The sequence below is a fragment of the Nonomuraea sp. NPDC050404 genome, from assembly GCF_040655495.1.
Lineage (GTDB): Bacteria > Actinomycetota > Actinomycetes > Streptosporangiales > Streptosporangiaceae > Nonomuraea.
The window spans coordinates 342,554-355,250 of sequence record NZ_JBFAKB010000010.1; the positions used below are offsets into that span (position 1 = coordinate 342,554).

At 69.6% G+C, this 12,697-nt stretch carries 11 protein-coding genes; 7 read left to right on the forward strand and 4 right to left on the reverse strand.

What is annotated here, in order from left to right; genetic code table 11:
- Positions 1 to 52 precede the first annotated feature (52 nt).
- Positions 53 to 472 carry a hypothetical protein gene (locus tag AB0I81_RS28620; RefSeq protein ID WP_360662655.1) on the forward strand — a complete coding sequence of 140 codons (420 nt, stop codon included), beginning with the start codon at positions 53 to 55 and terminating at the stop codon, positions 470 to 472.
- A gap of 51 nt (positions 473 to 523) precedes the next feature.
- Entirely contained in the window at positions 524 to 964 is a 441-nt protein-coding gene (locus AB0I81_RS28625) for a MerR family transcriptional regulator (protein WP_360662657.1), read from the forward strand.
- A 31-nt stretch (positions 965 to 995) separates the two neighbouring features.
- On the opposite strand, the gene AB0I81_RS28630 is transcribed toward AB0I81_RS28625, so the two are convergent.
- The 3 genes from AB0I81_RS28630 to sucC all read right to left on the reverse strand — a co-directional run bounded on the left by AB0I81_RS28630 (position 996) and on the right by sucC (position 5,165).
- Positions 996 to 2,636 (reverse strand): DUF6350 family protein, encoded by a 1,641-nt coding sequence (locus AB0I81_RS28630; protein WP_360662659.1) that lies wholly within the window; start codon positions 2,634 to 2,636, stop codon positions 996 to 998.
- A 468-nt stretch (positions 2,637 to 3,104) separates the two neighbouring features.
- Positions 3,105 to 3,980 (reverse strand): succinate--CoA ligase subunit alpha, encoded by an 876-nt coding sequence (gene sucD, locus AB0I81_RS28635; RefSeq protein WP_360662661.1) that lies wholly within the window; start codon positions 3,978 to 3,980, stop codon positions 3,105 to 3,107.
- A gap of 3 nt (positions 3,981 to 3,983) precedes the next feature.
- Positions 3,984 to 5,165 carry an ADP-forming succinate--CoA ligase subunit beta gene (gene sucC, locus AB0I81_RS28640; protein ID WP_360662663.1) on the reverse strand — a complete coding sequence of 394 codons (1,182 nt, stop codon included), beginning with the start codon at positions 5,163 to 5,165 and terminating at the stop codon, positions 3,984 to 3,986.
- 567 nt (positions 5,166 to 5,732) lie between these two features.
- Here sucC and AB0I81_RS28645 point away from each other — a divergent pair.
- Positions 5,733 to 6,599, forward strand: coding sequence for a hypothetical protein (locus tag AB0I81_RS28645; RefSeq protein WP_360662665.1), 867 nt, complete (start codon positions 5,733 to 5,735; stop codon positions 6,597 to 6,599).
- Positions 6,600 to 7,086: 487 nt separating this feature from the next.
- Here AB0I81_RS28645 and galE read toward each other — a convergent pair whose 3' ends face one another.
- Complete coding sequence (galE, locus tag AB0I81_RS28650; RefSeq protein WP_360662667.1) at positions 7,087 to 8,070, reverse strand: UDP-glucose 4-epimerase GalE; 984 nt, start codon at positions 8,068 to 8,070, stop codon at positions 7,087 to 7,089.
- 296 nt (positions 8,071 to 8,366) lie between these two features.
- On the opposite strand from galE, the gene AB0I81_RS28655 reads away from it, so the two are divergent.
- The 4 genes from AB0I81_RS28655 to AB0I81_RS28670 all read left to right on the forward strand — a co-directional run bounded on the left by AB0I81_RS28655 (position 8,367) and on the right by AB0I81_RS28670 (position 12,515).
- Positions 8,367 to 9,839 carry a glutamate--cysteine ligase gene (locus AB0I81_RS28655; protein ID WP_360662669.1) on the forward strand — a complete coding sequence of 491 codons (1,473 nt, stop codon included), beginning with the start codon at positions 8,367 to 8,369 and terminating at the stop codon, positions 9,837 to 9,839.
- Positions 9,840 to 10,202: 363 nt separating this feature from the next.
- Positions 10,203 to 10,859 (forward strand): neutral zinc metallopeptidase, encoded by a 657-nt coding sequence (locus AB0I81_RS28660; protein WP_360662671.1) that lies wholly within the window; start codon positions 10,203 to 10,205, stop codon positions 10,857 to 10,859.
- A gap of 377 nt (positions 10,860 to 11,236) precedes the next feature.
- Positions 11,237 to 11,494: a WhiB family transcriptional regulator gene (locus AB0I81_RS28665; protein WP_360662673.1), complete on the forward strand. Its 258-nt coding sequence runs from the start codon at positions 11,237 to 11,239 to the stop codon at positions 11,492 to 11,494.
- Positions 11,495 to 11,720: 226 nt separating this feature from the next.
- A complete protein-coding gene (locus tag AB0I81_RS28670) occupies positions 11,721 to 12,515 on the forward strand; it encodes a CPBP family intramembrane glutamic endopeptidase (protein WP_360662675.1) in 795 nt (264 codons plus the stop codon).
- Positions 12,516 to 12,697 lie beyond the last annotated feature (182 nt).

The window sequence follows — 12,697 nt, forward strand, 5'->3', positions numbered from 1 at the left end:
GGTGGGGGTCACAGGGTATCTGTTCATCGTCCGGCGACGCAGAGGAGGTCAGGTGTCCACACCGGTGAAGGCACCGGCAGGCCAGCAGCCCGCGGAGTCCGCGGGGCGCCGAGCGATCTGGTTGTCCATCGCAGCGCTGGCCATGACGTTCATGTTGCCGCTGGCCGGCCTGGTCATGGCGCTGTTCGCGCTGATGGCCGGGATCCGGGCGCTGCCGCTGCTGAAGGGTGCGAGCAAGCCCACGGGCGTGGCGGTGGGCGGGATCGCCGTCTCCTCGATCGCCCTGGCCCTGTCCGCCGCGGCCACGGCGATGCAGCTCTACCTCATGGACGAATACTCGGCCTACACCGAGTGCATGAAGGGCGCCGGCACGGTGTCCTCGCAGGGCGAGTGCTTCACCCAGTTCAGGGACATGGCCGAACGCAAGCTCCCGGCCGACGTGCTGGAGATGCTCGGCGCCATGCAGCCCTGATCCAAGGGCTTCACGGCGGGCGTCGTGCCCTCAAGTACGCTTGAAGGCACGATGCCCGATCAGTTGCTGACCATCGGAGAGCTGGCGCACCGCGCCGGCGTCGCCGCCTCCGCGCTGCGTTACTGGGAGAGTCTCGGCCTGCTTCCCGCCCCCATGCGGGTCTCGGGTCAGCGCCGTTACCCCGAGTCGGCGCTCGCCCAGGTGGGGGTCGTCCTGCTGCTGCACGACGCCGGGTTCTCGCTGGCCGAGCAGAAGGAGCTCATGGCGGCGTTCACCTGCGCGCCGGAGGAGTGGCGCGAGCTGGCCCGGCGCAAGCTGGCCGAGCTCGACGAGCAGATCGCCAAGGCCCAGGCGGCGCGCGAGGCCGTCAGCCACGCCGTGCGCTGCCCGCACGACAAGATCCTGGACTGCCCCAACCTGGGCAGCCTCGTCACCGCCCGCCTGGAGGGCCGCCCCCTCCGCGAAGCCCACCAACACCCGACGACGTCGTAGCTGGGTTTTGCGTCTTTAGCGGTGTGATGTCCTAGTCGCGGTCCCAGGCGTACGGGTCGACGTAGATGACGTGGCCGCCGCGGTCGTCGGACTCGTCCACGATGTCGGTGCGCCGTGGCCGGTCCGCCGGCGGCTGCTCCGGCTCCTTCTGGCGCGGGCGGGCCTGGGCCTGCGTCTCCGCCTCCGCCGACGCGTGCTCGTCCTGCCAGTCGTCCCTGATGACCGGGATCTCCTGGGTGTCGGCGTCCGTGGCGTCCAGCCAGTGGCCGGGCAGCGGGCGCGATTCGGACTCGGCCAGGCCCACCTTGCTCGCCGCCTTGGCCAGCGCGGCGCCCGCCTTGCGAACGGGCGCGGCGGCCTTGTCCAGCGGCACCCGGGCGCGCTTGTTGAGCAGCAGCAGGTTGGTCACGCCCGCCGAGATGCCCGCGGCCACGCCGACCTCCAGCGCCACCGACAGCGCCACCTCCCAGGCCGAGGGCCCGACCGTGGCCAGCCGCCCACCGCCCATGGGCCCGCCGGACAACGCCGCCAGCAACCCCGCCACGAGCCCCGTCGAGACGCCGGTGAGGAAACCCCACAGCGGCGCCGCCTCGTACGAGGGAGAGGGTGAGATCCTGGCCACCATCACGCCCGCCACGGCCCCGGCCGCGAACGGCAGCGCGACCACCGCCATCATCCACGCCGGCACCGTCCCGCTGTCCGGCAGCGCGCCGAGCAGCGGCAGGCTGGGCACGGTGCCGAGTTGCACGCCGGTGGGCGCGACCAGGGTGTCCGCGCCGATGGCGAACCCGGGCCCGGCGATGTAGGAGAAGGCCCAGACGACGGCGTTCAGCAGGTAGAGGGCCTGGATCAGGACCAGCAGCACCCCGCCGACGAACCCGGGCGAGAGCACCTCGGAGAGCTGTCCGACCTGCTCGAAGTTGATCGCGATGGCGACCAGCACCAGCGCCAGCCCGGCCACGAGCAGCACCGCCGTGGCGACCGCGGTGCCGACCGTCAGCGCGCGCACGCGCTCGGGCAGCAGCCGCAGCATCACCCGCCACGGCCCGATCATGCGCGCGACGGCCAGCGAGCCCGCCAGGAACGCCAGCACGAAGTGGCTCAGCAGCGCCTCACCGATGAAGGGCTGGGTGATCTCGTTGCTGGTCACGAGCGCGATCAGGCCCGCGAGCAGCGCGTACGGGGCCGCCAGCGACACCCCGGCCTGCGTGATGACGACGAGCTGGGCGCGGCGGCGCGCGCCGGCCTGCTCCTTCGGGCTGTTCTTGGGCAGCCGGGCGGGCAGGCGCAGCCGCAGGTCGGCGTCGCGGGCCATCCATCGGCCCGCGCGGTAGAGCAGGATGGCGGGCAGGATCATCAGCCCGAGCGGCAGCAGGCCGACGCGTCCGCCGGGGATGGCGAAGCCGGCGTGGTGCGCGGCCAGCCAGAGCTGCGCCGCCGTACGGAACACTCCGGGCAGGCCGGCGCCCAGCGTGCCACGGGGGGCGGCGATCCAGCCGACCAGGGTTAGTGTCGTCAGCGTAGCGAGTCCGACACCGAGCGTGAAGACGGCGGCCAGCATCCCCGACACCGGCAGCGGTCGCCGCGTCTCGTCGTCGTCGGTCGAGATCCCGGGGAGCTTGCCAAGCACCGACCTGGGGGCAGTACGCAACTGGTCGAGAATCGCCGTCACAGTGCGATTTTCTCAATCTTTCCCGACCAAAGCTTGGTTGACGCGCCGATGTTCATAGCTTCATCTATTACGGCTTCGCGGAGTTGCCCCCACCCGCCGTCGCCGGCTCGCCCCTGTCCAGGGAGACGCTCCTGATTCGGTCAGTGGCTCGCCGCCGTTACGGCGCCCTGTGGGCCCGGTTCCGTGGCGACGTGCAGACGGTCATCCGCCGTGGCAGCTTGTGAGCCCCGCTCCGTGGCGACATGCAGACCGTCATCCGCCGTGGCGGCTTGTGGGCCCTCGCCCACCTGGCGACCTGTGCCCCTCGGCCCGGACGGCGACCCGTTGCCCTCGTTCCGCCTGGCGACCTGTGGGGCTTTTGGCCGCCTTTGGGTGATTTGTTGGTCGTTTGAGTTGTCGCTGGATGTGCGAAACCCCGCGCGAAGGGGGTCGCGCGGGGTTTGTCGCTTTTGGGGAGCGGCTCTGGGGTCAGCGAGCCTGCATGATCTCGCGCATCAGGCGGGCCGTCTCGGAGGGGGTCTTGCCGACGCGGACGCCGACCTTCTCCAGGGCCTCCTTCTTGGCCTGGGCGGTACCGGCCGAGCCGGACACGATGGCCCCCGCGTGGCCCATCGTCTTGCCCTCGGGCGCGGTGAAGCCCGCCACGTAGGCCACGACCGGCTTGGAGACGTGCTGCTCGATGTAGGCGGCGGCCCGCTCCTCGGCGTCGCCGCCGATCTCACCGATCATCACGATCGCGTCGGTGCCCGGGTCCTCCTGGAAGGCCTGCAGGGCGTCGATGTGCGTGGTGCCGATCACCGGGTCGCCGCCGATGCCCACGGCGGTCGAGAAGCCGAAGTCGCGCAGCTCGTACATGAGCTGGTAGGTGAGCGTGCCGGACTTCGAGACCAGGCCGATGCGGCCGGCGGTGGTGATGTCGGCGGGGATGATGCCGGCGTTGGAGGAGCCGGGAGAGGCGATGCCGGGGCAGTTGGGCCCGATGATGCGGGTCTTGTTGCCCTTGGCCACCGCGTAGGCCCAGAACTCCGTCGAGTCGTGCACCGGCACGCCCTCGGTGATCACCACACAGAGCGGGATCTCGGCGTCGATGGCCTCCTTGACCGCGTCCTTGGTGAACTTCGGCGGCACGAACACCACCGACACGTCGGCGCGGGTCTGCTCCATCGCCTCGCGCACCGTCCCGAACACGGGCAGGCCCTCGTGCGTGGTGCCGGCCTTGCGGGCGTTGACGCCGCCCACGACCTTGGCGCCGGAGGCGAGCATGCGGCGGGTGTGCTTGGTGCCCTCACCGCCGGTCATGCCCTGAACGATGATCTTGCTGTTCTCAGTCAACCAGATGGCCATGGGTCACGCACCTACCGCAGCGAGCTCGGCGGCACGCTTGGCCGCGTCGTCCATCGTGTCTACCAGCTCGACGCGCGGGAGCGCGGCGTCGGCCAGGATCTGGCGCCCGAGCTGGGCGTTGTTGCCGTCGAGGCGGACCACCAGCGGGTGGGTGACGCTCTCGCCGCGGCTGTCGAGGAGCTTGAACGCCGAGACGATGCCGTTGGCGACGGCGTCGCAGGCGGTGATGCCGCCGAAGACGTTCACGAAGATCGACTTGACGCTCGGGTCGGAGAGGATGATCTCCAGGCCCGCGGCCATGACCTCGGCCGAGGCGCCGCCGCCGATGTCGAGGAAGTTGGCGGGCGACGGCTTGCCGGGGAACGCCTCGCCGGCGTAGGCGACCACGTCCAGGGTGGACATGACCAGGCCGGCGCCGTTGCCGATGATGCCGACGTTGCCGTCGAGCTTGACGTAGTTGAGGTCCTTCTCCTTGGCCTTGGCCTCGAGCGGGTCCTCGGCCGCCTTGTCGGCCAGCGCCTCGTGGTCGGCCTGGCGGAAGGCGGCGTTCTCGTCCAGCGTCACCTTGCCGTCGAGGGCCTTGACCTGGCCGTCGGCCGACAGGATCATCGGGTTGACCTCGACGAGCGTGGCGTCCTCGTCGACGAAGCAGCACCAGAGCTTCTCGATGAGCTCGGCGGCGCCGTCGAGCGCCTTCTCCGGCAGGCCGCCGGCCACCGCGATCTCGCGGGCCTTGGCGCGGTCGATCCCCGTCAGCGCCGAGACCGGCACCTTGGCGACCTTGTCCGGCGAGGTGTGGGCGACCTCTTCGATGTCCATGCCGCCCGCGGCGGAGCAGATGGCGAGGAACGTACGGTTCGCGCGGTCGAGCAGGAAGGAGAAGTAGTACTCCTCCGCGATCGCGCTGGCCTCTTCGATGAGCACCTTGTGGACCGTGTGGCCCTTGATGTCCATGCCGAGGATGACCTCGGCCTTGGCGACGGCGTCAGCGGCGTCGTCGGCCACCTTCACACCGCCGGCTTTGCCGCGGCCGCCGGTCTTGACCTGGGCCTTGACGACGACGCGGCCGGTCAGCTCCGTGGCGGCCGACCGCACCTCCTCCACAGTGTGGGCGACGATGCCGCGCGGCACCGGGATGCCGTAGTCAGCGAAGAGCTCCTTCGCCTGATGTTCGAACAGGTCCACGAGGGTCCGTCCTTGCTTATCCGACTGATGTTCGACGGCCCGGGCAACTGCGCTGACGGTCGCGTCCGCTTCGCCGTTCGTTGGCTTGTATCGCTACCACTCACGGCGAGCTCCTACGCTCTGGGTGCGTGCCGGGCGTTTCCGCCAGTGAAGCCTAGCCCGAAGCTTGACCTGCCCAGGTCATCGGGTCACGGTTCTGCCGCTATGTGACGGTGATCTCACCTCCGCCTGGACCAGGCTCTGCACCAAAATTGCACCGATTAGACGCCATTTGACGTGCCACTCGAGATATAGCCGTGATCTTCCAATGGAAGGCTTACCCCCCGCTCTCGTAACGCCGAAGGAAACCCGATGACGCGCATTCTCGCAGGCCCGGCGCAGGCATCCGCGCCGCTGGCCGGCGCGCGATCCCGGGCCTCGGCACGGCCTCCGACCTGCGCCTCCGAGCGCGGAGCGGATCCGGCCGCTCGCTGAGCGGGCAAGCAATCCCCCAGCTCCACGCACTTCGCAGGGCCCACCCCGGCCCCGCTGAACAGCAATGCCCCTCAACATCAAAGGAAAATCCGCATGAAGCGAATCCTGACGGGCGTGGCGTTAGCCACCACCGCCGCACTGGTGACCGCCACCCCCGCGCTGGCCGCGGCCCCCAAGGACCCGGTGGTCGCCGTCAAGAAGCAGCTCGTCGACGGCAAGGGCGTGAAGTTCGCCGAGCGCACGACCATCATCGAGGGCAAGTCCCGCCAGATCTTCGTCCGGCGCACGGGCACCCTGCAGTTCAAGAAGTCCGGGATCGCGGCCTCCGACATCACCGGCAAGTTCAACATCTCGCTGAGCGAGCTGGGCGAACTGCCCGAGGGCGACGCCGGCGAGGCCCTCAAGGCGCTGGCCGCCGAGGAGCGCACGATCAAGGTCGGTAACACGGCCTACCTGTCGGGCGGCATGTGGACGCGGTTCCTGCCCGAGGGCGAGACCTGGTTCAAGATGCCCGGCGGCCCGACCGGCGGCATCACCGGCATGCTCGGCCAGCCGGTGAACCTGGCCGAGCCCGCCACGCTCAAGACCCTGTTCAAGGGCGCCAAGCCCACGAGCAACGGGTACGCGGGCAAGGCCAAGGTGAGCGACCTGTGGAAGGCCTCGCCGTGGCTGCGCTCGACCTGGCTGAGCAAGCCGGCCGCCAAGGCGCTGAAGACGTCGATCTCCTGGAAGATCGAGGTCGACTCCAAGGGCCTGCCGACGCGGCTCGTCTCGACGTTCCCCGGGTCCGTCGTCGGCGGTTCGGGCACCGTGAGCGTGAGCACGACGTACTCCGGCTGGGGCAGCTCCGTGTCGATCAAGGCTCCGACCGAGGGCGTCACTTCGCAGTTCGCCGAGGGCGAGGACGAGGTCCCGTCCGCACTGATGGACATGAAGCTGAACGACATCATCGGCGGCTAAACCGCCCACCCTGCCCTCCTCAGCCGACCCTCGGCCGAGGAGGGCTTTTCCTTGCCAGAACTTCAACGGAAGGTCGCCAGAACTTCGGCGGAAGGCTGCCAGAACTTCGGCAGAAGGTCGGCAAGACTCCAGCGGGCCGCGCGGCGGCGCCGGACAGGATTTGCGCCTGGGCCGATGCCTTCGGAACCCAACTCAAACCAGACGGCCCCGCGCACGCCCAACCCTGAACCTCACCCAGGCAAGCTGGGCCCACCCTCAGCCCAGCACCTCACCCAGGGAAGCCGGGCGCATCCCCGGCTCAGCACCCCGCGCTCAGGTGGGCCGGACTCACCCCCGACCCAGGACGACCCCACGCTCAGGCCAGCACCCCACCCAAGCGAACCGGGCCCATCCTCCGCCCAGCACCCCACTCAGACGAGCCGGGCGCACGCCAGCCCCAGCCCCCCACACTCAGGTGGGCCGGGGGTGCCTTCGGCTCAGGTGGAGCTCAGTCTGAGGCCAGGCGGGAGTCTCGTAGGGTTGCCCATTCGAGTGAGTGGCTGATGCCCTCCTCGATCGAGTACTGGGCCTGCCAGTTCAGCAGTTGGCGGGCCCGGTCGCTGCGGGTGTAGGCGCCGGCCACGTCGCCGGGGCGGGCGGGAGCCTCGACGAGCTCGATCGGGCGGTCGACGACGCGGTTGAACGCCTCGGCCAGCTCGCGCACCGTGGTCCCCGCGCCGGTGCCCAGGTTGATCACGTCGGCCCCGAGTTCGTCGAAGCGCCGCAGGGCGGCCACGTGGGCGGTGGCCAGGTCCCAGACGTGGATGTAGTCGCGGATGCCGGTGCCGTCGCTCGTGGGGTAGTCGGTGCCGGTGACCTGGAACGGGACGCGTTCCTCGTACGCCTCGATCATCTTGCCCAGGGCGTGGCTGGGACGGCGGAGTTGCAGGCCCGTGCGCATCTTGGGGTCGGCGCCGATCGGGTTGAAGTAGCGCAGGGACAGGATCCTGATCGGCTTGCCCGCGGCGACGTCGGCGAACATGCCCTCGCAGACCGCCTTCGTGCGCGCGTACGGGCTCTGGGGGTCGAGCGGGGACTCCTCGGTCACCGTGAAGTCGTCGCCGGTGCGGTAGATCGACGCCGAGGAGCTGAAGATCATCCGGGTGCGGCCGTTGCGCAGCAGGTGGTCGACGAACTCCAGGCTCTTGGCGACGTTCGCGCGGTAGTAGCCGATGGGGTCGGCCACGGAGTCGGGGACCACGATGAGCGCCGCGCAGTGGATGACTGCCTCGATATCCGGATTTTCCGCAAATATCTTGTCAATCAGTGGGCCGTCGCTGATGTCGCCCTCGTAGAACGTCCGGCCCTCGGCGAACTCCCGCCGCCCCGTCACAAGGCTGTCCAGAATCACCGGGTCGATACCGGCGTCCAGGCACGCCGATGCGACCGTGCTCCCGATATAACCCGCCCCACCAGTAATCAAAACGCGCATGGCTGAACCCTAGCCAGCCGCGGTGGGCGGCGTTGACGCGGCTGACCGGCCTGTGGACAACGGGGACGCGGCTGGCGAAGCCTGTGGACAACGACGAGGCGACTGAAGCGCATGTGGACGACGACGCTGACGCCGCTGAAGCGTATGTGGATGACATTGACGCGGCTGAAGGGCATGTGGGCGATGCTGGCACGGGTGAAGGGCAGGTGGGCGGCGTTGACGCGGGCGAAGGGCATGTGGGCGACTTCGGCCCCCGGCTCTGGTCTAGTCGGCTTCGTCGTGCAACATTTTCTGATATGGGCAGAGACGTGCCGGTCGTCGTGTTCAGCAGGGAAGACCGCCGGAATTATCGGGAAAAAGTACACCGATGCCTCGACGTCTTCGCCCAGATGCTGCGTGAGTCGCGGTTCGAGTTCGAGCATCCGCTCGCGGGGCTGGAGATCGAGCTCAACATCGTGGACGCGACGGGCGAGGCGGCCATGCGCAACGCCCAGGTGCTCGCCGCGATCGCGCAGCCGGACTGGGCGACGGAGCTGGGCCAGTTCAACATCGAGATCAACGTCGAACCCCAGGACCTGGCCGGTGACGGGGCGCTCCGCCTGGAGGCCGACGTCAGGTCCCGCCTCAACCACGCCGAGGAGCGCGCCCGCTCGCAGGACGCCCACCTGCTCATGATCGGCATCCTGCCCACCCTGCGCGAGCAGGACATCGGCGAGGGCACGCTCTCCGCCAACCCGCGCTACCGCCTGCTCAACGAGCAGATCTTCGCGGCTCGCGGCGAGGATCTGCACCTGGCCATCGAGGGCGCGGAACACCTCGACACGCATGCCGACAGCCTCGCCCCCGAGGCCGCCTGCACCAGCGTGCAACTGCACCTCCAGGTCAGCCCCGAGACGTTCGCGGCCCACTGGAACGCGGCCCAGGCCATCGCCGGAGCCCAGGTCGCGGTGGCGGCCAACGCGCCGTACCTGTTCGGCAGGGAACTGCACAAGGAGACCAGGATCGCGCTGTTCGAGCAGGCCACGGACACGCGGCCGGCGGAGCTGAAGACGCAGGGCGTACGACCTCGGGTGTGGTTCGGGGAGCGGTGGATCACCAGCGTGTTCGACCTGTTCGAGGAGAATGTCAGCTACTTCCCCGCCCTGCTGCCCCTCTGCGAGGAGGAGGACCCGCGCACCGAACTCGAACAGGGCCGCATCCCCCACCTGCACGAGCTGACCCTGCACAACGGCACGATCTACCGGTGGAACCGCCCGGTGTACGCGGTCGTGAACGGGGTGCCGCACCTGCGCGTGGAGAACCGCGTCCTGCCTGCCGGGCCCTCGGTGTCCGATGTCGCGGCCAACGCCGCGTTCTACTACGGGTTGATGCGCATGCTCCCGTACGACGAGCGGCCGATCTGGAGCCAGATGTCGTTCAGGGCCGCCGAGGACAACCTCACCGCCGCGGCGCGGTACGGGCTGGACGCGCGACTGTACTGGCCGGGGCTCGGGGAGGTGCCGGCCGCCGAGCTGATCCTGCGGCGACTGCTCCCCATGGCCCACGAGGGCCTGGCCAAGTGGGGCGTGCACGGGTCCGTCGCCGACCGGCTGCTGTCCATCGTCGAGGGCCGCTGCCTGACCGGTCGTACGGGGGCCGACTGGCAGGTGAGGCGGGTACGGGCGCAGGAACGCACCACCGGCGACCGGCACGAGGCGCTGCGCGCCATGACGCTGGAGTACATCGAACGCATGCACACCAACGAGCCCGTACATCTTTGGGATGCTTGACCCCTCTCCGTCCCGCCGCAGTACGGGGAATCCGGTCCTCGCGGGCTGGGGTTCCTGTCCCGCCGCCGACCGTACCCGGGAGGACCCGGAATGTCTGACATCACCTCCGCGGGCAACCACGGTAAGACCTGCCGCCATGGCGTTCTCGGCGGCGCTGGCGTCCCTGCCCCGCAGGACGTTGGCGTCCCTGTCGCGCAGGGCGTTGGCGTCCCTGTCGTGCGGGGCGCCGCAGCCGGGACACGTCCAGCGGTGTGTCCCGAGGGAGAGCTCGGCGGACAGCCGCCCGTTCGAGCCGGGCTGTTCGCGGGCCGTCCGCCGCTGATGGCGGGCAAGGTTGCGTTCCCGCCTGGCCAGGGTGCGCGAGTGACCGTGGGCCGTGGCCTGGTCGCCGCCGTCCTGGCCTTGGGCCTGGTCATGGTCGCCGCGGCCTGCGGGGTTGCGAGGGCGCCGTCCATGGACACGGAGGGTGCCGACACCTTCGAGGAGGACGTACGGACGGCTCGCACGCTGACGGAGGCGTTCTGGGAGCAGCAGTTCCGGCAGCTCGGCCGGACCTACCGGCCCATCGCCGACTTCATCCCCTACTCGGGTACGGCGGGACCGGCCTGCGGTGGTGAGCCCGCCGTGCCGAACAACGCCTTCTACTGCCCGGACGGTCACTTCATCGCCTACGACCAGGGGTGGATGGAAGGGCTGCGGACCGAGATGGGGGACGGGTCCGTCTATGTCATCATTCCGCATGAGTTCGGACATGCCGTCCAGGCGCAGCTCCAGACCCAGTTCCAGCTCAACGTCCAGGTAGAGCTACAGGCCGACTGCTACGCGGGCGGCACCCTGTCCTCGCTGGTCGGCTCGGGCGCGCTGACGGCTGAGGAAGGGGACGAGAACGAACTGATCATGAGCCTGGCGGCGGCAGGCGACCCGACGGACGACTGGCTCAACCCGGCGGCTCACGGTACGGCCGAGCAGCGGCAGGCGTCTTTCGCGACGGGCTACAGGGGTGGCGTGGGGGCCTGTTGACGGGACGGGACGAACGGGATGGGACGAACTGACGGGCTGATGAGCTGATGAGCTGATGAGCACGTGGCGGGCTTGGCATGGGTGCTTGGCGAGCTCAGATACGCGCGGGGCGCGGGGCTCGTGCACGTGGCGGGCTTGGCATGGGTGCCTGGCGGGCTCACGTAAGCGCGGAGCGCATGACGGGGACGCGGAGCGCATGGCGGGGGTGTGGGGCGCATGGCGGGGGCGTGGGTGGCTGCTGGTGGTAGGGGCGTGGGCGTAGGTGTGGGCGTCCTGCCTAGGGCGTATGTGGCGGTTCCGGGCAATCCGCGGGGCGTATTCGCGGGTAAACCCACAGGATGATGTTACTGATCATGTCCTCGCTCTACCTTTGACCCATGCCATTGGAGGAGATCGGCTGGCTGCGCAGGGGCGCATGCAGATCCAGCGACCCTGAGCTCTTCTTTCCCCTCGCCCCCACGCCCGTTCAGGAGGCGCGCGCCAAGGCGGTCTGCGGAAGTTGCCAGGTGATGGAGGAGTGCCGCGCCTACGCCTTACGGGCTGGGGAGGCCGATGGCATCTGGGGCGGCCTGACCCCAGAGGAACGCCGCCGTACCCGCTTCCCCGAAGGCTGGCGCCGCCCAGCCGCCTCCTGACTGCCCAGGCCCCACCCACCGATGTCGGTCGCCGGTGACCTGGCGCACTGGCGTCGGCGGGCCGTGCGGCTCACCCGCCGATGCCGGCGGTGGGTGGACTCACGCACCGGCGTCGGTCGCTGGTGGGGCTTACGCACCGGCGTCGGTCGCTGGTGGGCTTACGCACCGATGTTGGTCGCTGGTGGGCTTGCGCGCGGGGGCGTTGGGTGGCACGTAGCCTGCAAGGGTGTTGCTCCGCTCGATTGCCGTCCTGACTGCGGCCAACGTTCTCAACAACAAGATCGCGCCTCGCCTCGGACCGCTGACCTCCACCGTTGCGACAGCCGCTCTGGTCGCGATGGCGCGCAGGTCCGGGGTGTCGTGGCAGGAGCTCGGGTTCGAGCACGGTCGCCGGGGGGCCGTCGCCGGAGGTGTCTTAGCGGCCGCTGTGGCCGTCGGTTACACGGTCGGCATCGCCTCGCCGCGTACCAGGCAGTTCTTTCGCGACGAGCGTGCCCTGTCGCTCTCGCGCGCCCGCGTCTTCGAAGAGGCCCTTCTGCAGGTTCCCCTCGGCACGGTTCTGCTGGAGGAGGTGGGTTTTCGGGGGGCTCTGTACGCCATGGTGCGCAAGAGTCACGGCACTGCCGCCGCCACGGCGATCTCCTCCTCCCTGTTCGGGCTCTGGCACATCCTCCCGGCCATCGACATGGCCCGCGCCAACCCCGCCCTCGGTGCTCTTACGGCGGGCGAGTCAATCGGTCATCTGGACACCGCGCGGGTCGTGGCCGGCAGTGTGGTGTCCACGGCGGCGGCCGGGGTGCTGTTCTGCGAGTTGCGTCGCCGTCGTGGTCTTCTGACGCCTGTCATGTTGCATCTGGCCACCAACTCTCTCGGCTATCTCTTCGCCAGGATCGCGGCCGGGTTGGAGCGTGCGTCCGCCTCTTCTGTGGAGTCTGCCTCTGTGGAGTCCGCGTCCGCCCGGTCTTTGGAACCTGCGCCCGCCTCGTCCACGACGTCCACGCCGTCCGCCTCGCCCTTGTAGCCCGCCTCGCCCGCCTATTCCGCCCTGCCCTCTTCCCCTGCCTCGCGCTGCCTCGTCCGCTTAGATCATTTCTTTGGGCCTTTGCCATGAAGGCGGCGATCATTCCTTGGAGGAGGATTGGGTCTGGTCCGACCCGAGGGAATGTCGTGCGCCCTGCGAAACCGTGGAATCTCGGCCATGTC

Excerpts from the sequence above, each read along its gene's own strand:
- AB0I81_RS28625 (WP_360662657.1), top strand. The coding sequence starts at position 524 with ATGCCCGATCAGTTGCTGACCATCGGAGAGCTGGCGCACCGCGCCGGC.
- sucD (WP_360662661.1), bottom strand. The coding sequence starts at position 3,980 with ATGGCCATCTGGTTGACTGAGAACAGCAAGATCATCGTTCAGGGCATG.
- AB0I81_RS28645 (WP_360662665.1), top strand. The coding sequence starts at position 5,733 with ATGAAGCGAATCCTGACGGGCGTGGCGTTAGCCACCACCGCCGCACTG.
- galE (WP_360662667.1), bottom strand. The coding sequence starts at position 8,070 with ATGCGCGTTTTGATTACTGGTGGGGCGGGTTATATCGGGAGCACGGTC.
- AB0I81_RS28655 (WP_360662669.1), top strand. The coding sequence starts at position 8,367 with ATGGGCAGAGACGTGCCGGTCGTCGTGTTCAGCAGGGAAGACCGCCGG.
- AB0I81_RS28665 (WP_360662673.1), top strand. The coding sequence starts at position 11,237 with ATGCCATTGGAGGAGATCGGCTGGCTGCGCAGGGGCGCATGCAGATCC.